General features: G+C 28.8%; 19 protein-coding genes and 3 pseudogenes. 19 read left to right on the top strand and 3 right to left on the bottom strand.

The genetic code is table 11. From position 1 onward, the window contains the following. The first annotated feature begins 1267 nt into the window (after positions 1-1267). Together IGJ53_RS15290 and IGJ53_RS15285 are read left to right on the top strand one after the other, a co-directional pair. Positions 1268-1456 carry a hypothetical protein gene (locus IGJ53_RS15290; RefSeq protein ID WP_259741897.1) on the top strand — a complete coding sequence of 63 codons (189 nt, stop codon included), beginning with the start codon at positions 1268-1270 and terminating at the stop codon, positions 1454-1456. A gap of 831 nt (positions 1457-2287) precedes the next feature. Continuing rightward, positions 2288-2455: a type II toxin-antitoxin system RelE/ParE family toxin gene (locus IGJ53_RS15285; protein WP_259741911.1), complete on the top strand. Its 168-nt coding sequence runs from the start codon at positions 2288-2290 to the stop codon at positions 2453-2455. 6 nt (positions 2456-2461) lie between these two features. Here IGJ53_RS15285 and IGJ53_RS15280 read toward each other — a convergent pair. After that, positions 2462-3262 (bottom strand): annotated as a pseudogene (locus IGJ53_RS15280) (RNA-guided endonuclease TnpB family protein). A gap of 365 nt (positions 3263-3627) precedes the next feature. Between IGJ53_RS15280 and IGJ53_RS15275 the strand changes: the two are divergent. The 9 genes from IGJ53_RS15275 (at position 3628) to IGJ53_RS15235 (ending at position 10558) form a co-directional block, all read left to right on the top strand. Further along, a complete protein-coding gene (locus IGJ53_RS15275) occupies positions 3628-3882 on the top strand; it encodes an AbrB/MazE/SpoVT family DNA-binding domain-containing protein (protein ID WP_201064726.1) in 255 nt (84 codons plus the stop codon). Continuing rightward, complete coding sequence (locus tag IGJ53_RS15270) at positions 3883-4200, top strand: type II toxin-antitoxin system RelE/ParE family toxin (protein ID WP_259741896.1); 318 nt, start codon at positions 3883-3885, stop codon at positions 4198-4200. A gap of 276 nt (positions 4201-4476) precedes the next feature. Further along, positions 4477-4854 (top strand): hypothetical protein, encoded by a 378-nt coding sequence (locus IGJ53_RS15265; protein WP_201064732.1) that lies wholly within the window; start codon positions 4477-4479, stop codon positions 4852-4854. A 201-nt stretch (positions 4855-5055) separates the two neighbouring features. Beyond that, a complete protein-coding gene (locus tag IGJ53_RS15260) occupies positions 5056-5217 on the top strand; it encodes a type II toxin-antitoxin system HicA family toxin (protein ID WP_242478291.1) in 162 nt (53 codons plus the stop codon). A 36-nt stretch (positions 5218-5253) separates the two neighbouring features. Continuing rightward, the gene (locus IGJ53_RS15255; protein ID WP_201064734.1) at positions 5254-5709 is read left to right on the top strand and encodes a type II toxin-antitoxin system HicB family antitoxin; all 456 of its coding nucleotides are present in this window, start codon (positions 5254-5256) and stop codon (positions 5707-5709) included. A gap of 625 nt (positions 5710-6334) precedes the next feature. Continuing rightward, positions 6335-7192 carry an AAA family ATPase gene (locus IGJ53_RS15250; RefSeq protein ID WP_201064736.1) on the top strand — a complete coding sequence of 286 codons (858 nt, stop codon included), beginning with the start codon at positions 6335-6337 and terminating at the stop codon, positions 7190-7192. Continuing rightward, positions 7193-7741, top strand: coding sequence for a hypothetical protein (locus tag IGJ53_RS15245; RefSeq protein WP_201064738.1), 549 nt, complete (start codon positions 7193-7195; stop codon positions 7739-7741). A gap of 483 nt (positions 7742-8224) precedes the next feature. Then, complete coding sequence (locus IGJ53_RS15240; RefSeq protein ID WP_259741910.1) at positions 8225-8914, top strand: CpsD/CapB family tyrosine-protein kinase; 690 nt, start codon at positions 8225-8227, stop codon at positions 8912-8914. Between the two features lie 1203 nt (positions 8915-10117). Beyond that, complete coding sequence (locus IGJ53_RS15235; RefSeq protein WP_201064744.1) at positions 10118-10558, top strand: hypothetical protein; 441 nt, start codon at positions 10118-10120, stop codon at positions 10556-10558. Positions 10559-10730: 172 nt separating this feature from the next. Here IGJ53_RS15235 and tnpA read toward each other — a convergent pair. Both tnpA and IGJ53_RS15225 read right to left on the bottom strand, forming a co-directional pair. Next, positions 10731-11152: pseudogene (tnpA, locus tag IGJ53_RS15230) on the bottom strand (IS200/IS605 family transposase). A gap of 441 nt (positions 11153-11593) precedes the next feature. Beyond that, positions 11594-13450: a BspA family leucine-rich repeat surface protein gene (locus IGJ53_RS15225; protein ID WP_259741894.1), complete on the bottom strand. Its 1857-nt coding sequence runs from the start codon at positions 13448-13450 to the stop codon at positions 11594-11596. A 338-nt stretch (positions 13451-13788) separates the two neighbouring features. Here IGJ53_RS15225 and IGJ53_RS15220 point away from each other — a divergent pair, with 338 nt between their 5' ends. The 8 genes and pseudogenes from IGJ53_RS15220 (at position 13789) to IGJ53_RS15185 (ending at position 20937) form a co-directional block, all read left to right on the top strand. Next, positions 13789-14028: a hypothetical protein gene (locus IGJ53_RS15220; protein WP_135982773.1), complete on the top strand. Its 240-nt coding sequence runs from the start codon at positions 13789-13791 to the stop codon at positions 14026-14028. Positions 14029-14303: 275 nt separating this feature from the next. Beyond that, positions 14304-14644: pseudogene (locus IGJ53_RS15215) on the top strand (hypothetical protein); the annotation flags it as partial. A gap of 114 nt (positions 14645-14758) precedes the next feature. Further along, entirely contained in the window at positions 14759-14926 is a 168-nt protein-coding gene (locus IGJ53_RS15210; protein WP_168353778.1) for a hypothetical protein, read from the top strand. A gap of 142 nt (positions 14927-15068) precedes the next feature. Beyond that, on the top strand, positions 15069-16226 hold the full coding sequence (locus IGJ53_RS15205) for a hypothetical protein (RefSeq protein WP_201064750.1): 1158 nt from the start codon (positions 15069-15071) through the stop codon (positions 16224-16226). Positions 16227-17132: 906 nt separating this feature from the next. Next, positions 17133-18584: a helix-turn-helix domain-containing protein gene (locus tag IGJ53_RS15200; protein ID WP_201064752.1), complete on the top strand. Its 1452-nt coding sequence runs from the start codon at positions 17133-17135 to the stop codon at positions 18582-18584. A 141-nt stretch (positions 18585-18725) separates the two neighbouring features. Continuing rightward, entirely contained in the window at positions 18726-19451 is a 726-nt protein-coding gene (locus IGJ53_RS15195; RefSeq protein ID WP_201064755.1) for a WxL domain-containing protein, read from the top strand. A gap of 132 nt (positions 19452-19583) precedes the next feature. Beyond that, positions 19584-20633: a DUF916 and DUF3324 domain-containing protein gene (locus tag IGJ53_RS15190; protein WP_242478292.1), complete on the top strand. Its 1050-nt coding sequence runs from the start codon at positions 19584-19586 to the stop codon at positions 20631-20633. Next, positions 20623-20937: an LPXTG cell wall anchor domain-containing protein gene (locus tag IGJ53_RS15185; RefSeq protein WP_201064758.1), complete on the top strand. Its 315-nt coding sequence runs from the start codon at positions 20623-20625 to the stop codon at positions 20935-20937. Before IGJ53_RS15190 ends, IGJ53_RS15185 begins: the two co-directional genes overlap by 11 nt. Position 20938 lies beyond the last annotated feature (1 nt).

The raw sequence follows: 20938 nt of genomic DNA, 5'->3' as shown, positions 1-20938 counted from the left end.
TGTAGATCCTCTACTTTCACGTTGTTTTATTTATGTAAAATTACCTACTCTTTTCGAAAATAGCAAAGATAAATAAAAAATGCAAACGCATTAAAACTGTTTTTTAATTAAATACTACCTGAAATCAGAAATAAAATTAATTATGTACTACCTTTTAAGTTGTTAAGAACTACTTTAAATAAATATTATCTATAATTAAATACTACCAAAATAATGTATGATTAAAATTTAGTTTTAAAATGAAAGATAATTATGTACTACCAGTGTCAAAATAAAAAATAAATTAAGAACTACCTTATGCATATAAAACATACTACCATTACTAGTAATATATACTACCTTATTTCAGTAGTATATATTATATTATTCTTATAAGACAAGGCTTTAGGATAGAAAACAATAGATTATATACTACTAAAAAATACAATAAGTACTACCAATGTCAGATATATATAATAATTATGTACTACCATTAAAATTAACTTATTTAATAAGATACTACCGTGTTAATCTGAAAAAAATTACTTTAAAGTAGTTACATACTACCTATTAAATTAGATACTACCATTAATACTTAAATTAGATACTACCTATATTTATATTAAGTACTACCGTTCTAGGAATAAGATAATAAAAAAATACTACCAAATTGCAATTAAATACTACTTAAAATGTAAAAAATAAGAACTATCCAAATTAGGTAGTTCTTAATAAGAGAAATATCAGATAAATTTGTACAAGTCATAAAAAAATTAATCTTAAATTTTTAAATATATATACTTGTTAATTATAAACTACTTTATTTAGGTAGTACATAATTAACAGATAAAACTACATGCTTGTAGTTTGTCTAGCTAATAAGTTGCATATGATTTATATAAAGGTGTGCAGCATAACTTAGTTGAAGTTAAGAGAATAGAATAAATATTTTTTGTTTTGCTAATAATAAACACTACCTAAATAAGGTAGTGTTTAATTATATAGTATTCATTTTTTCAAAGAATCGTTTTATATAAGCATAACAGTTGAGATAACTATTTTTTCAGGTTGTTTAAGTACTACCTAAATACGGTAGTGCTTAAATGGATATTTGAGGTAGTATATAATTAAGAAATAATATATATCTTTTTTTATAAGAGAAGGGGAGAGGCCTAGTTAAAAGCAGCGACGGAGAGTCGTAAACTAGTTGAGCAATCGTTAATAGTAATTCTAAGCCTTCGCCTTCTAACAATATGGAATAACGACAACTCTATTAACAGTGAATTTGATGCTTCACAAAATCCATTTAGTGGACAATCAATCGATATTAGTGATGATCATCTACCCTTCTAAGCAGTTTTTTCTATTGGTTGCATTCGTGACTAATTATGATATAATCAAAGTAACAAAAAACAGATTCATATTACGACCGAAAACCACTAGTGGGCTGCTAGTTCTGCCGCAATTGCAAAAATAAAATCAAAAAACAGACTCATTAATTACGACCTCCTTCCCTTGCCAGCTTAGGCCGGGGTAGCAGACAGCAAAATTATTATAGCATAATTGAAATATCTAAATGACATATACAGATATGATAATTTATGTATTGATTTTTCTAACAAAAGCGCATACTTTAATATATACTACCTAAAATAGGTAGTATATATTTTTTAACGTAAGTAGGCAGAAGTTGCCTATCCTCTTGATCAAGCAAAAAACTATGAAACTAAAAAAATCTTTTTTGTGAAATAATATGATAAAAAAGATTTTTTTATATTAGTTGCATTCGTGACTAATTATGATATAATTATAAGTAACAAAGAGGTATTTCATTATATCACCAAAACCCATCAGCGTGCAGGCTGATGGGTTTTTTTTACGTTTCTATATTATAGAATTAACGAGTAGGCTTACTGTCTTTTTTGGCAATTTTGCAATCAAGCCATTTGCAGATGTAGTGTGCAGCTACCTCTGCCAAGATTACAAAAACAAAATCAAAAAGGTATTTCATTATATCTCCTCCTCCCTTGCCAGATTAGGCCGGGGTAGCAGACAGCAAAACTATTATAGCATAACTGAAATATCTAAATGACGTATACAGATATGATAATTTATGTATTGATTTTTCTAACAAAAGAACATTTTTTAATATATACTACCTAAAATAAGTAGTATATATTTTTAGATACAATATCGACCAGTTTTGAGAAAATGAAATCCTGGATATTTTTTGCTACATAGGGTTACTTACAATATTTTTTAACGTAAGTAGGCAGAAGTCGCTCATCCTCTATAGGTTGGTGATGAAATTGCGATTGATCCATATAAGGGAGAACAAAAAACTGGAGATTTATCAGGTATTTGGTCTAATGGATTTAAGTATGCGGGCACCGTGTATAGAGTTGCTTACGAGATTCAAGAAAATAGCGGTGTCTCTTATTTACCAAGCTATCCTCGTAGTTCCTACGGTTCTTGATTATTCCTAAGCTAATGCTTCTATTCGTAAACCTTCGGTCAAAATATTTATACTAGCGTTGATGTCTCGATCGTGGTGCGTATGGTAAATAGGACAAGTCCATTCTCTAATTTTGAGTGACTTCTTGCCGTCTCTGTGTCCACATTCTGAACAAACTTGACTAGACGGAAACCATTTATCTATCTTGATGATTTTGCGTCCGTGCCAGTCAGCTTTGTATTGTAATTTAGTCACAAAACTTGACCAAGAAACATCGGAAATGCTTTTTGCTAATTTATGATTACGCAACATACTTTTTGTGTTTAAGTCTTCCATACAGATAATATCGTGAGTTTTGATCATTTCTGTACTCAACTTATTCAGAAAATCAGTACGTTAATTCATTACTTTTTCGTGTAATCTAGCTACTTTACGTTTTTGTTTTTGGTAATTTTTAGCTTCAAATAGATTAATACCTTTCTGTTTAGCTAATAATGCACGTTTAGACAACTTGCGTTGTTCACGTTTAAGTTTCTTTTGTATTTTGTCCGTGAATTTATTATTATCAATTTTTTAACCATCAGAAAGAATCGCAAAGTCAGTAATACCCAAGTCAATACCAATCGCAGAAGTGGTTTTAGAATATTCCGTAATTTTTACATTATTATCATCAGCGATTTGTTTCAATAACTGTTTAACATCAATGTCTACATGACCATACAAAATATCATGTCGGTATTTTACACACCAAACAAGATGATACTGAATAGAATAGACGTAGCCACGTCCATAATGGATTTCTGATATACAAAAAGCACCTCTTAACAATTTTAACGTACGTTTCCGTTGATATCCATTGTTCTAGGCGTTTTAACAATATATAGATTTAACCTATGTCGGTTGATTGATATAGCTAAGGCTATACCTCAACCGAAGCCGATTCATCTGCACGACTAAAGTCGCGAGTATTCTCGGCTTTTTGATAAAAATATCTACTTAAATGGTTGTTAACGGAAGTGTATGGTGAGTAGTTCACTTGTATTTTGATATCGTTTGTATATGTTTTCAGCGTTATAAGTGGCTTATTTTATCAAATAATAATATGGAATGAGACGCCTTAAACAGTACCGATAGCAACCGATGTTATAACGTGTTATAATTTATTCGTCAAAAGCTAAAAGGAGCGTGATAACATGGGAAAAGAACTAAAGGTTAGAAAGATCGGCAATAGCGTGGGAGTGATCCTTCCAAGCTCTCTTGGATTAAAAAACGGAGACATTGTCCAAGCCAAACAAGAAGGCAACTTATTCATATTAGATACCACTCCGATAGCAAAAGAACACGATCGTAAATTGATTGAAGAAAGTTTCCAAGACTTTGAGAAAGGGTTGACAGTTTCAGAAATTGAAATGGTAAAAGCTTTCGGAAAATACGGTTGGAGTGAATAGATGGTAGAGTACACGCTAGTTTATTCTAAAAGTTTCCAGACCAGCCTTGAAACGATAATAGAAGAATGGGAAAATGAGCTTGCTCTTTCCCCAGCCAGCATAAAAAGATTTGTAGGTGCGATCCAGAAGGATTTAGAACTAACCAAAAATTTTCCAACTATGCATGAGGAAGTTTCCGAAATCTATGGAATGGATATCCCAACATATCGGATCGCGATCGGCAAAAGCTATGCCTTATTTTATCGGATTGACCATGAGAAAAAAAAGATACTTGTAGTACGTATTTTCCAATCTAAACAAATGAAACTAGTCCTTTGAGAGGTCTTAGATGCTGTGGAAGCTACTCTAAGGGTTTCTTTTGCTGATTTTATGAAAATGGCTAAAAAAATACCTTAATATAACGATATGGTTAGTTTGTAAAAAAGGAATTTTACAAACTTTTGAAAATCAAAAAGCAGGGAATTTCAGTTGAGTTTACCTAGACCGATTTTATTTCACAAAGTTAGCTGAAAAAAGGCTTGGTAGAGTTGGAACTTGGGATAGTAACGATTATGTAAACTAGATAGTTAAATAACATTTTTAGGTGGTTTTGTCATGAGCGAAGAGGAAATGAAAAAGTATTGCGAGAAAATAAAAAATGATGATTCAATTGATCTGGATTGGCTGATTGCTGGGAAAAGAGCAGAAGTGAATAAAGACAAAGTTTTTTATAATTTATTTTTGACTTTTTATCTCTCTTTTTTTATTAGATCTCTTACAGGAATAGTCATAAGAGATATTCATTCTGTAGGTGTTAACATAATAATTTCTTTGTTAGCCTGTTTTGCAGCTATTGGAGGTGGTTTATACGGGTACAAACATGCGTTAGCTCAAAATATAGCAGAATTAGAGGTATTGGAGTATATAAGAAAGCAACCAGTAGCAAAGGAACGATCCATTTTAAGATTGGGAATGGGAAGCTTGCTACTCTAAAAGCAAAAAAGATGTGAAAAGTGGCAAGGTACATGGCAGTTTTTTTTCTTTTGACAATTTGATAAAAGAATTAGATTTCTAATATTTTAGATTGGAATATAACACGTACAACACGTATTTAATCGTTGGTTATACGTGTTATACGTGCTATAATAACTTTGTCAGGAGGTATAGTGCACAATGCGAATGACATAAAATGAAATGGTTAAGCTCTTAGTTTCTCATGGTGGCGTAAAAGTCAAAGGTGGGAAAGGTTCTCACGTGAAAGTGAAGTTCCCAGGAGTTAACCGACCGATTATCGTTCCCCAAAAATTACCAAAAGGGACGAAAAACGGTATATTGAAGCAGGCAGGGTTAAAGTAACTCTGCTGTGCTTCATAGAAAGAAAGGAGAATGGATATGCTTGTTTCTTATCCTGCATTATTTTATTTTGAAGTTAGTGAAGGTTATGAATCAGGATTTTCTGTGTTTTTTCCTGATTTCCCAGATGTAGCTGGTACAAGTGGTTCTGATGTCTCTGAAGCGATAGAAAATGCGTCTGATTTTTTGGGTATTTTGTTAGCCGATGACATTGAAGCAGGTCGTAACTTGTCAAAACCTTCTCTTATCAGTTCCTTATCGTTGGAAAAAAATAATCCTTTTAAAGATGATACTGATTTTACGTTGGAGTATGATAGTGAAAAGTCGTTTATATCTATGGTTTCTGTTGATTTAGAAGAATACTTAGGCTTAGATGAACCGACAAAGAAAACTTTGACTATTCCAAAATGGGCAGACAAAATGGGAAAAGAATTGAATTTGAACTTTTCTAAAACACTGACAGATGCGATTATGCGTGAAAAATTAGGTGCTTAATTTATACATGACATGAGTAAAGAAGGAAAAACTTATGTTTACTAGCATAGCTTTTTCCTTTTAATTTTAAGGAACATATGGAATGTAGAAATGAAAATGTTACAATATATTTGGATACTACAAATCAAAAGAGAGGTCGTTCGTCAAAAGAACGGCTTCTTTTTTATGTAAAAATGAACAATTGTGTACGTTTGAAAACAAAAAAATGAAGGAAGGCTTTCCGCTCAGGGCTGGTAACCTGTCTACAAATAGTTTGCTACTAGTATATAAAATGCCAAACATTAAACTTGATAATTATTAAAAAAAGATTGGAATAAACAGAATTTAAAACAATTATCGAGACTTAAAATATAAACTAATAGTGTCATCACTTTGAAGGGGGCTATAGAATAATATATTTCTTCTTTTTCTTATTCATGTAGTTTGACATATTTGCTATAGTTCTTTTTATAATAAGAAATGTATGATGAGAAACGAATAAATCGTTTCTCTTTTTTAGTTATGTACTACCTTTCACTTATTGATTATAAGGTAGTACTTATTTATCTTTTTTTTGGTAGTAACTAAAAATAAATGTGTTATAATAGTATCAAATGAATATTGCTAAAAGAAAAGAGGTAGGAACGTGGTAGCGAAGAAATATGTAATCGGTAATTTTAAAGGTGGCGTAGGTAAAAGTACGTGCGCACAGATGTTAGGGTTTGAATCAGCAGTTAATGAAGGAAAAAGAACCTTGATAATTGACTTGGATATGCAAGGAAATACTTCTGATGTGATGAACTTAACACATATGAACTTTACTAACGAAGAAGGAGGGGGAGAAGGTGAACCGATTGTTTACGAAAATACTGTGACTGACGTGTTGATAAATAATCTTTCACCTAAAGAGGCTGTCTATAAAGTAATAAATAACCTCTATATACTTCCAGCAGACATGTCTTTTGAAATGTATGATGATTGGATCAAAGACCAATATAATGATTCATTATCCCAATTCAAATATATGAAAGAAAAGCTAGAACCATTATTTGATGAGTTTGATGTCATCTATTTAGATGTTCCACCTTCTATTTCTGTATATAGTAAATCCGCGATGTACATTGCGGACTGGGCAATCGTCGTCTTACAGACCCAAGTAAAATCGATGAGAAATGCGATGCAATATCTTGAGTACATGGACTTTTTTGTAAAAGAATTTGACACGAACTTATATGTTGCTGGTGTCATTCCTTTCATGTTGGAAAGTGGTGACGCAGTAGATCAGGAAATGTATAAACAAGCCCAAGAGATTTATGGAGAACATTTGATTAAAAATGTGGTACTAAAAAATGCACGTTTAAAACGATATGATGGTTCGGGTATTACGATGGAGAAGACAAAGAAAGGTCTCTTAAAACAATGGGATCGCAAAAGCCACGAATTATTTATCAGTATTTTGAAAGAATTGGAAGAACACGAGAATTGGTATGCGGAGGTGGAGTAATTGGCTGACATAAAAGGACTTGATATTTTTGGGAACAACAAAGGGCTTGCTAAAATAAAAAAAGAAGCAGAAGCAAAGAAAAAGCAGCAAACAATTACACCATCTGAAAATAAGCAATTAGAAGTGAGTCAACTTCCAGAAATAAAAGCTTCTTCCAATATAGAAAGACAAGGGAGAGGAAGGGCAAAAAAAGTTGGCGCACCAATCAGAAAGTTTGATAAGGTTTATTCCACCAAGCACCCTTTAAAACTGTCAACTTTGTTAAACGCGACTTCCAGAGTTTTAGTAGAGAAGTATGAAACAAATATGACAAGAGATGAATTGTTAAGGAAAGCATTAGATGAATACATCAAGCAAAACCTTACGCAAGAAGATAAACAGGACTTGTTTAATGATGTGGTGAAAGAACTAGATTTGTTTAGAGAAAAGTATCCCATCGTTCCAGAACTAGATGATCATGGTGAGATAATAAGAACAACAGCACAAATTAAGAAAGATACGGAAGAATCCATTCGAAAAGGCTGGGGAATGAATAATAAAATTAGATAGAAAAAATAAAGTACTACCCTAAATAGGTAGTACTTTATTTCAGACTACAGACAAATTTATCAGTTTCTTCTTTACTAAGAATTTAAACTGATAATTTTGTTTATTTTTTTATAATAAAAGATATTAAGATATATGCTACCACTGCCAAGTGTCTATTTTTTAATTATTTTCTTTTATATACACCATACACATTTTTAAGAAAGAGTTTTTAGACAATATGTAATTTATTTTAATGAATAAATACAGTTGACTATTAAAGAATCCCCATTTTTTTATTTTAGTTGTTATTTTATTTTCATGTTAAATATAAAAAAAATTTTTTTCTCTAATAATGTAGTAAATTATATAGTTGTTATATGAATTACATCTATTTTTTATTAGAAATTTATCCAATATAATAAAGGAATGTTTTTTTTGATTAGAAAAGTGGAGAGTTTGTTTAAACTATTGAAATCAAAAACGAAAAAAGATCAGAAGGTAGAGATAAAAAGAAATAAGATTACTGAATTATCTATTTCTTTAGTGTCCTTATGTAATCAGTCTATTATTGCAGAGAAATACCGAACAATTCGAACTAATATCCAATTTTCAGCAATTGATAAAGATTTGAACACTCTAGTCGTTACTTCTCCAGGACCAAATGAAGGAAAATCAATAACTGCTGCCAATTTGGCGATTGCTTTTGCAAATACTAAAAAACAAATTTTACTTGTAGATGCTGATTTGAGAAATCCTACTATAGCCATGACTTTTCATTTACCAACAAATGAAGGACTGAGTAATTTGTTGAGCGACTATGAAACAACTGCTGATGAGTACATCTTGAAAACAAATATAGAAAATTTATGGATATTACCAAGTGGTCCAAAGCCACCGAATCCTTCAGAGATTTTAGAAACAAAAAGAATGGAAGAGATGATAGCAAAATTGTCTATAGATTTTGATCTTATTATATTTGATGTTCCTCCAGTAGCAATTGTAACAGATGCTCAGATATTAGCATCTAAAACCGATGGGACTTTGATTATTGTCAGAGAGAGAATGACAGAGAAGAAAGAGTTAGTAAAAGCAAAAGAATTATTGGAAATCGCAAAAGCAAATGTTTTAGGTGTAATTTATAATGGTGCTCAAAAGGATAGTGAACTTAGCTATTATTATCAAGAACTCCAATAGAAAATAGATTATATTAGAAATATGTATTTTATTATTAAATACAATTAGGTTTATTAGAATAAAATTAAGTAGGGGCTAAATAGTGTGACAAACAAGAAACTATTCACTTTAATGTTATGTACTGGAACTTTAGTAATCATATATATATTAAATTTTTTATTTAGTTTTTATTTTTGGAAAATTATAGGATATATTATTGATATATTTGACTAAAAACAGCAAGTATTCAAAGTCGGATCATTGTTTGATTATTGGCTATCTGTTATAAAAATAAAAAAATAGTCAGTACTAAAAATAAGTTGTGGAATATAGATAATAGTAGATGTTAAGACACCAACATACTAGGGTGTGGGTGAAAGAAATTTTTAATATGAGTTATAAGATTCATTCGTTTCAAAAGTTTAAAGGATTAATAACAAATGTGGATAATATTAATAATCTAACTCCTTAAAAAGTAGTATATTTTTCTATTAGTAAAGATTATACGTCTTATATGATCTTAAGCGATATTAAAATAGAAAGTTTCTAAATTTTTTAGATATGGGAAATAGAAGTGCACATATTATTAGTAATATTTGAATAATACATAGGATAAAGAGGATGCTTATATGAAAAACACAAAAAAAATAAATATGGATTAATTCCTCAGCTAAGTTAAGACAAAGAAAAATAATATAGATATTTTTTTTAATTTTTTGATTATACAATAAGCCATGTCCTAATTTGATATCAAGTAATAATAAAATAAAAATAATGATTTTATAAATTACGGTAACTCCTGAATATTCGTTTGTTAAATTGAAAAATAGAAATAATATTGTAGGTAATGGAATGTATATAATAATAAAAATCAAGACAAAATAAATTATAAATGGCATAAATAATCTCCGTTGAATATATTTTTATTCTCGACAAAAAAGTTTGATTAAAAACATACTATGATAAGAAATATCGATTATTAGATTTATTTTAGAGTAAGCATAAAAACAAGAGATATGAGCACTTTAACAACAAGATAAATTTATTATACATGTATAAAATCCAGATTTGTTTTATATTTTTAGTTATTAAAGATGAATTTTGTAAAATAAAGAAATTTCAATTATTAAATATTAATAATTGAAATTTCTAATGGCATTTATTACGAAATGAAATAATTTGTCGGGGAAACCTGTTTATAATGAATAAACTGGAGATGGTGTATTGTTAAAAGTAACTTTAGTCTGTTCTATTTTACTGTTTTGTGAACAAATAGTAAGTTCTGCATCTATGCTATTAGTTAATGATTATCAAACTAATATAGAGATAAAAAAGAATATCAGCATGGATAGAATTAAAAATATCAATAATAAACCACTAAATATCTATATTATAGAAAATTCAGATAAGAACAGAGAATACCAGTTAACTCATGTAAATAGTCAATATATAGAAGAAAAAATATTGATTTCTAAAAGGAAATCTATTACACAGTTAGAAATATGGAACAAAAAAAGACAATATCTGTTACGGAGGATTCTTTTAGTTATATATTGTTTGTTTAAACATAATACACATAAAAATATTTCCTCTCCTAATAACTTAAATAATAATATAGTTTATCTTATCGAAAGAAGAATAAAATACTTGAAAATTAGTGATTAATAGAAGTGGAAATTGGTACTGTAACATAAATTTCTAGAGAAAACCTCCCTTCAGAAAGGGAGGTTTTCTCTAGGTCTATGAACCCAAATCACCGGTCAGACCCTAAAGATTCAGGCTTTCATATTTTATATTTAAGCCATATTATCTTTGCTACTTTTAAAAGGTTTGTGAACTAGTCCTTAACCCTTAAAAAAGGAGCATCCTGCGTTCGTATATTCAGCTTATCTAACGTACTATCATGTTTTTATTGTTCTGGAATGTACTTTTTGATGGTCACTTCCTTTAGTCCTACTATTGTCATATAGTATCCTTCCACTCAAAAGTGTCGATTCCCAAATTTATATTTTAGATTTGCATGCTTATCGAAAATCATTCATAGACTTTTGTTAAATATCCCATAAAAATTGAAATATTAATCTTTGATGGAATACTCTATAGCAGATGAACATGATCTGGCATCATATGTCCTTCGATTATTTCTACTTCTTTATATTTACACAATCTCTTGATGCTCTCCTGAATACTGGCTAGATATTGATTATAAATTATTTTTATTCTATATTTTGGTGTGAATACAATGTAGTATTTACTCATCCACTTTGTATGGGATAAACTATTTGTTTTATTATCTATTTTTTATCCCGTTCTTTCCCGACCCGCATAGCAGGTGTTTTTTTGTTTCGCACGCTGCGCTAGTTTAACTGGATCTAAAGTCTAAAAGCTTAATAAAAGAAGTATGGATAGGAAGCTCATACTTCAACTCATTTAATCTAGAAAGGACTAGACAAAATGAATATTAATTATAATATGAATCGAATCACTTTAAATTTCTCAACTTCATTCGAATTGTGAGAAGATCGTTCCATTGATGTCAGCACTCAAAAAAGGTTAGGATGTAAAGTATATTCTAATAGTAGAAATTTTAGTAATATTGATTTAATATTCATATTAAAAACAATAAATAGAAGAATTATGAATCAAATTTTTAATAAAAAATTTGGCAGTAAAAAAATTACTAGATACGTACACATAAGATTAAGGAGATAAAATTAAATTCCATTCAACGCTTCCTTTATATGAACCGATTTGTATGTCGGCTGTTTCAGGAATTACTAAAGATACATTTCCTAGATTATAATCATAAATTGCATTTTTTTTATATTGGTTATTACTTTCCATTATTATAGTAGGAAATAATGTTGTAATTTTAATATCCCTATTTCCTATTACACCATCTTTGTTAGGAATAAGGTCTTTATCAGGATCATATAGAGATGATCCCATACTAATATTTTGAGAAACTAATCCACTACTATTAGTTTGAATATATGAACCATTCATTTTAGAATCTATCCACTTTAACTGAGCTGTAATTGACCATACTATATTTTTCCTAGTTAGGTCTTTTACTCCAATGTTGAATGTATCGACCTTCTTAAATGGAATAATCTGTCTACCTGAATTTTTTATAGAAGTAGCAGGTGTTTCAAAATTTGTTGGAAAATAAGCTAATGAAAGTTCTCCCGAAGGTGTTAAAATAGTGTTATCAACAGAAGTACTGTATTTTGCACTTTTCCATTGAGCAGTATAGGTAGTATTAAATAAATCACTAATATTTTTAGCACTTTCTACTGTTTTTCCTTCTGGTACCCATTCAGTAAATACATAATCTGTTTGATGTGGGATATTATTGGTTATGAATTCCTCAAATTTATCTTTAAACTTATTATTTTGAATTCTTGGATCAGAAGGTCGTATGGCTGGCGTTTCTAAAAAATTTAGTTGTTTTATATTTCCTTTGAAAAAACCAGCTCCGCTGTTTAAATGAGGACCATACGGTATTCTCCAGTCTGATAAGAAGTCATAACTCAATAGTTTAGAATCATTAGTTAATAGAAATAGTGGACTATATGAGGTTGAACTGAACATCTGTGTCATATCAGCATTGTTTTTTAAATTCCAATTAGTCATATTGAGCCAATGAATATTAGGAATATTAGCAAAAGAAAGATAAAAGGAAGAAACTCTAGACACATTCCATCCTGAAACATCAATATTGGTAAGAGAAGTACAATTAGTAAATAGCTGAACCATATTTGTTACATTCTGTGTGTTCCATTGACTAGTATCTAAATTTGTTAATAGTTTACAATTAGCTACAAAGGATTGTAAATTAGTCACTAATGGCATCTCTAATTTTCCGATAATTTCGGTTAAGTTTGTGCAATTAAAAAAACATTGGTATGCAGAAGTCAAATTGGGTAAAGTATTATCACCAAAGTTGATATTTTTTAAATGAGAACAACCAAAGAATGAGTTTTCCATACTGGTGATATTATCCATATTTAATCCTGAAAAATCTACTTTTTGTATTGATGTATTGTTTTGAAAGGCAATATACATACTTGAAGATTCTATTATAACTTTTTTATGATTGATTTCTTTAAAAATAAGAGTGGTAATATTAGATGGTAGATTGATATTTTGTATGCTAGGTATGATTACTTGTTTACCATTGATTTCTGATGGTATTATTATATTTATGTTATTGCCAACATAGTTGTTTAAAATAATAGTATTTTCTTTTTCAATATATTGCCAATCGTGTAAAGTTGATTCAGAAGAGAGTATATCCATAGAGGATTTTTCAGTATTATCTTTTTTGAAAGAAAGTGTATGCGGTTTTACCAAACGAGGATTTGGTTTTTGTATTATTGAGTTATATATATTAGGATAATAACTCCCATACTCTGAATAATTAGATTTTCTGATAATTTGTTTCCTTATTTCTCCTACAGTAATGTTCTCGTATTTTTTTGTGATAAAGTTCAGGGTTAAAATAGAAATAAAAATTAGTATACTTTTAGTATACTTGTATTTTATATTTAGCATTTTTCATCCTCCTCATACAATTTTATAATAATATAAAATTTATATTTTTTATAACTTGTATAGTCATAATATTAAAAAAATTTGTTAAAAAAAATATAATATGTCTCTAGGGGATATTTAACAATGAAATTTTTCAAAAAATACATAAGTCCACTTGTCACATAGCTAGAATAAAAATTATAAACTTGGTCTTCCTATACACGAGTACTATAGGCTATTTAATATTTTAATTGACAAAATTCTTCTTTTTTTCGTAATAAAAAACAAAAATATTTAGAATTTCATAGTAAATTTTACTTATACAAAATGACAATAAGACAATAAAAGGAAGGATTATTTTGAGAGAATATTTAAATTTTTGGAAAAATAGCTTCAATTATACAGGACAATCGACATTTAAGGATTTAGGAATTTCAATTTTAGGTAATATGATTATTTTAGTAACTATTTATATCATTGGGTGGTTAGTTCCTATACATTTAGAAAATGTAATTATTTCTGTTTTAGATGTTGTCATGTTAATTATGCTTATTTCATCGATTGCTTTATGGGTTCGAGTCTATCGCTTTTATGTCTGAATTACATCAAAAAAGTAATTACTCATTACCTAAAGATTATAAAATGAAAGAGTTATTATTAGTAATCTTTGTTTGAATGTTAAACAATTGAAGAATATACAAAATGTAGATATCAAAATAGAGGGGAAATAATTATAAAAAAAGTAAACAAAGAGGAAACTTATCTGAAGAGAACAGATTTGAGTAATAATGCTATTGAAATATCTCCCAACAATCAGAATATAAATCAAAATGATGAAAATTGTATAATACTTGATAATTTAAAACGGCGGACACAAAAGGTGGATAGAGTTTATATTACTAAGAATCCTTTAAAATTATCTGTTCTATTAAATATAACTTCTAAATTATTAGTCGAAAAATACGAAACTGATACAACAAGAGACGAATTATTAAGAAAATCTTTAGATAATTATATCAGAAAAAATCTTACCCAAGAAGATAAACAAGATTTATTTTGTGATGTAATTAAAGAATTAGAATTATTTAGAAAAAAAAATCCTATTCTTCCTGAAGTATCTAAGGATGGAACTATAATACAAACTGTTGATCAAATAAAAAAAATACTGAAGAATCTATCAGAAAAAGTTGGGGATTAAAATCGTGGAAAAAATAAAGTAAAAAATCTATTTATGAATATTTTTTACTTTAAATGATGTATAACTCAAAATAACAAAAAAAGTTTTTTTTGTTAGAAATATTATTTATATAGAATGTAGAGGTGATAATTTTGAAAAAATCTGATGTATATCTTGCTAAAATTATAGGAGATTCAAAAGAGCAGCAACATAAAGTTCAAATTATTTCAATTTTAGAACGTACAGTTGTAGTTAATTTAATAGATGAGGAAAATAAAACTGCACTAGCTAAGATATGTGATATAGCTGAATTAAAATGAATATCTAAATGTTTTTCCTTTATGCCTATTGGTATTTTTATAAAAACCAATATTTTTTTCAAAAGTATAGAAAATATATTTTCCTTTCTTTATAATAGAATTGTTTTTTTAGATTATTCATAATAAATGGGAGGAGTTAATTTTGTTAGGACAGTTTTTGGAGCAGAGTATATACAGACAAGTTTTCTTGTGTGAACAATTATATGAACTTCAAGAAATAAATGTTCGTGAAATGAGTAATTTGTTAGGAGTTTGTTCAGGTACAGTCATTAATGATTTGGGAGAGATTTCAGAAAAGCTATGGGATTATATTGATGATGAATATAAGAAAAGAAATAAATATGGAATTATTTTTAAACGAGGGGTTTCTTTAACAGATGTAACGCAAATTTTATACTCAGAATCATATTTTCTTAGAGGATTAAAACATTTTTTTGAAGGTAATTTTACTAGTATTCATATTACCGAGTCAGATCATGTTTCTTTAAGCAAAGCATATGATATAAAAAATATGGTCTATGAATTTTTTGATTATTATGGATATACTAGTAACAATCAAATTGTTATACCTGAATTAGATTATCGCTATTTGCTAATGATGTTAATACATTTGACGGATTGGGAAGGGTATCAAACACATAATGATCGTATAAAGAAATTTTCAGAAGAGCTAATAGAATACGTAGAGTGTCACTTTTTTAATAGAACATACAAAGAAATAGATAAATATTTGGTTTACAGAGGAATAGAGATTGGGGCACTGCGTAATAAAAAATCTTCTATATCTATATCTGAGATAGATAAAATAAATGCCAGAAAACAACCTTTGTACAAGTTTGTAGTAGAAGGAATACAGGAAGTTTATGATATAAATAAAATATCAGAGGATGAAATATTTTATATTTTTACATTGTTTAATACTAAAGATTATTCTTCTGAAAATATAGAGTTCTTGCTTAAAGATTTTGATGTAGTATATAGCGCTATAGTTATAGAAAATCAGAAGATATTTGAATTGAAAAAAATATTAGAAAAAGAATTTGGAGAGTCACTATTTGATAGCTTAATATTTAAAAAAGCATTTATTAATTTTTCACGTACATTGTGGGGAAATATTCAAAAGTATGTTGTGACTCCAATTTGTTTATTAGATAAAGAAAAGCAGAAAATAAAACAAAGATTAGTGAAATGTCTAAATTTATGGAAACTAAGAAATTCTTTTGTTTATTTTAATTCAAATATGGTGAATAGTTTAGTTTTTGCTCTTTATTTATCAAGATCAATGACAATATTAGATTGAATATAACTCTTATTATATCAGTCTTCATAATAAGAAATTATTATGTAAAAAACCACTTGAATTGCGGAAAGTCCCTAAAGCTAGTGAAACTACAACGTAGCATTGAAATAAGGCAAGCGTGAATGTTGTGAAAACAGAAAAAATTTACTAGATGACATATGGTTAAATCCTAAGTGTTGAATTAATGGGAAATCTGCAGCTAATACTCGAATAGAGTAAAGTTCAACGACTATCCTTAACGGAGTAAGTATAAGCATACTGAAGCGGGTGGCTCCTAACAGGTTAGCTGAGGATGAAGATATAGTCTGTGCTTACATGAAAATGTAAGAAGTTCATAAGGGAACTGCATAGAAAATAGCGAGTCTATGTGAACATAAATATTCAATTAATGGTTTAAATCGTTAATGTGATTATGACAGAGAGAAGAAGTTATTATTATAGCAAGTAGTGATATTAGATATTTGTATTTTAGAGAAAAATTAGAGAATACGTGGTATAAGAATATTAGTAATAATATTTATAAGAGTTTGGATGACTTAGAAGATGACTCGTTATATAAGGGAAAAAGATTAGTTTTCTGTGAAAATAAACTATATTACCCTTATAAAAAAAGCCACAATACGACTATAATTCCTATTTCTCTAGAACATACCGAAGAAATAATTTATGAGTTTATTTGTAAATAGTAGTTAATTTAAAATAAAATAGATACAATAAAAAAATTATCAGAAGTAGAAAAGTTAATTTCTATTTCTGATAATTTTTTTATTTAAAAGTTTAATATTATTTCCAACTCGATCATTTCATTTTTTTTGTTTTTTTGTTTTTTTGAAAACAAAAATAAAAAAAACATCCTGTTCTTTTTTTATTAATGTTAAATGAGATAATTATAGGAGAGATATAGCAATGATAGAAGATTATATTGAGAAAGATATCTTGAGACAAGTAAAAATAATAGAGTACTTTTTTGATCAAGAATATATTAGTTTAAAAGATTTATCTGAAAATCTAGATGTTACATCTGAAACAATTAGAAGAGACTTTTCAAGAATTAAAACCGTTTTACAAGAGCAAATTGAGTGTATTGAAATAGAGCTTTCTATTTGCCATATACAGTTTTTACCTGAATTTACAAGATATGATCTAGTAAAAGAAATATATCAAGACTCCAGATTTTTAAGAGTTTGTTCTAGATATATAATGGGAATTAAAGATTATTTATCTATAGTAGAGGAGGAATTTATATCTGTATCTAAAGCCTTTCAACTGAAGAAAAAAGTAGAAGCTTTTTTTTCACAAACCATATGTTTTGCTGACGGAGGAGAAGATTTTGATGAATTCAAGAAAAGGTTTTTGATACTGTCCATTTGGATGAGATGTGATTTGTTAGATAGTATGGTAAATGACCGTTATTGGAAACTATCTCAGGAATTTACTGATGCTACTCTCAATAACTTTTCTAGCCATTTAAATAAAAGAGAATATATTTTTTTTGTAAAGAGTGTTTATCTTATGTTGCATTATTCCCCCAATAGTAAACTAGTAATACCTAAAGTGGCATATGATTATATGAAAACTAGTGTAGTAGTAGATAAAATGGATAATTTGGTTCGAAATTTTTTTGAATTAGATATATTAAATGGTATAACTAAACAGGAAGTTATCTATCTTTCTATTATATTTCGTATGGTTCCATATAATGTACAAAATTATACATTATTAAAGATGGACTATGAATATCAGAGACAAAGGTTAATTGAAGCATTTCCTGATATTTCTCAACTGATATTTTCTTTTGAGCAAGAGTTTAAAGTCCCATTACTTAAAAATATTAGGTTTGAAAAGCCAATGCTGACTTTCATATTATCTAGCTTGTTAGAAACCCAAAATTTTGTGGTAGATAAGCACTATTTCTTATCGAAAGATAGAAAGATTTTAAAAAATAGAATATTAGATATATTTGGACGATGGAATAATTTTAATATTGAAAAAAAATATATGTTTTCTCCAATTGCTCTCGACCGTTTTTGTATAGAAGTCTCTTCCATGTTAGTACCTCAATTTATTCATTATCGTTTTATAGTTGTTGTAGCTGAAAATGATGATTCACATATAGAGTATAGAGAAAGCATATCTACTTATATCACGGGAACAGATATGATCTTAGATAATGCGATGTATTACTCGTTAGATGAACTGCCAGAGTACTATGAAAATTATATTATTATTTGTGAACGCCATCTGCTAAATGAGTCTAAAATATTCCAGAATAATCTGATTTTCCCCATATCATTAAGCCACTTGGATACAGATTTGAAAAATATATTTACTAAGATTTATTTTGATACAAAAGAGTAATTTTTTTTTTGACAAAGGAAGTTATCAATGTTGAAAAAAAAATAAAATATATAATTGTAAATGTGTAAGATTACTATAGTAAGTTTTATATGGAAATAAACTTGCTAGTTAATAAAATAGGAAAGAAGAGGATGATTAACATTGAAAAAAAGTAAAACATTATTCAGTCTAGTATCTTTAATGGGAACAACTTTAATTGGATCTGGTAGTGTATTTGCAGCAACAACTGGAGGTGCTTCATCACAACAAAATACTCCTGTAACAACTACATTACAAGCACCTTCAAATCCTACTAATCCAACTCCTCCACAACCAGATGGACCTAACCAAGGTGGAAATTCAAATAATACGAATAATAATGTTTCTGGTACTTTTGGTATTGCTTATCAACCTAAATCTTTTTCATTTACTACTGACAATTTAAGTTCTACTGGGGAACAGGTGATTCCAGTATCTAATCCACATGCTGGATCTACTTATAATGTTGGGGTAAAAGATATGACTCATGATACTAGAGGATGGACATTGACTGCTCAGCTAAATTGGACTGGATCTTCTATTACAGGTGCTACAATTGAGACAAAAAATGCTAATGGAGCTGTGAACAAAAACATCAATACTGGTGGTGATTTCACTGCTTCTACTGATTTAGTCCCTACTACAGATGCTACTGGTACGGCAAACTTATCGATTAATAATGCTGCTCAAATAGTGATGACTGGTAAAGAAGGAGTAATTCATAATACTGTTTATGATTATGCATTGGGAGATGTATCATTAAAAATTCCAGATACGAGTGTTGTTTCTGCTGGTCAATATTCAGGAAATGTTGATTGGAACCTCTCTGTTACCCCTACTAATCCATAATATATTCACTCGATAAAAAGTAATTATTATAGAAGAATGATAATGTGATCATTCTTCTATAATAAAAAAGGGCAATGTTTTCACAATATTGTTCTTTTTTATTATAGAAGATATATAAGGGAGAGAACTGTCTTGAAAAAATTTTTAGTTATGTTGGGATTATTTATAACAATTTTTTTTGGAATGAATACTTCTCTAGTTTTTGCTGAAAATGTAAGCAGTAATGAACAACCAGGAGGATATACTATAGAAGGTATTCCTAATGAACATCAAATTGATCCTGCTTCAGGTTATTTTTATTTAGAGGAAAGTCCAGGTTATAAAGATGAAATAAAAGTTAAATTGACAAATAGCTCCGGAAAAGATAAAACTTTATTGGTCAAAGTAACAGATGCCAACACAAATATTAATGGTATTGTTGATTATACTGGTCAATTAAAGAATCACTCATTGCTGAAAGTACCATTAACCTCTATTGTACATGCCACACAAAAAGAAGTAGTAGTACCTAAAAATAGTTCTGTGGAGACAACTTTGAATGTGACCATGCCTAAAGATCCAGTTGAAGGAATCATTTTAGGTGGAGTTGTCGTTTCTGAAAAACAAGAAGATAATGAAAAAAATAAAGGATTATCAGTAGGTAATACTTATAGTTATACCATTGGTATCGCTTTGACTAACCATGCAGAAACTCCTATTAAAAAAAATGTATCTGTAGAATTAGAAAAAGTAGGCCCGACTTTATTCGATGGACGAAAAATCATTCAAGCAGATATTTTAAATCCTAATCCGTATGTGTTTTCTCAAGCAGAAGTAACTGGGGACATCACTTACCTTAAAGATAATAAAGTTGTCAAGTCGAAAAAAATGGAGAATGTAAGTATTGCTCCCTACTCTTCTTTTCCTTTTCAATTTGATTGGAATAAAGAGGAGTTAAAACCAGGAAAATATTTATTTAAGGGTACCGTAAAAACGAAAGAAAAAACATGGAGATTTGAAAAAGAATTTGAAATAAAAGAGGATCAAGCGAAAAAAATCAATAAAGAATCAGTGTTTAAACTACAAATTCCTACTTGGTTGAACATCAGTTGTATCCTATTACTCATTCTATCGATTGTTAATATCATTTTATTACTAATAAGAAGATCCAAATATTCAGGGAGGAAGCCTCATGAAAAATAATGTTTTTAAACTACTATTGACGCTAACCTTACTCCTATCTTTTGCGATTCAATCAAACGTCTATGCAGAACAAACCAGTCAACAAACAAAAACAGAGGTATCTGTCATGTTAAAACGTCCCATTGCAGGTACACCTCAACAAATAATAGAGGGAAATCCAAGTATTCCTACAAATAATTATGGATTTTTGCCGCAAACAAGTGAACATTCTAATCATACTATCTTTCTACTAGGCATGTTTCTATTTGTTTTATGTTGTTTAGTTGGCTTGTATAAGAAAACGGAAAAAAGAGAGGAAAGCTAAT

The sequence above is a fragment of the Enterococcus sp. DIV1283b genome, assembly GCF_051710965.1.
GTDB lineage: Bacteria > Bacillota > Bacilli > Lactobacillales > Enterococcaceae > Enterococcus_B > Enterococcus_B lactis.
This window is presented reverse-complemented; position numbering and strand designations above follow the sequence as displayed.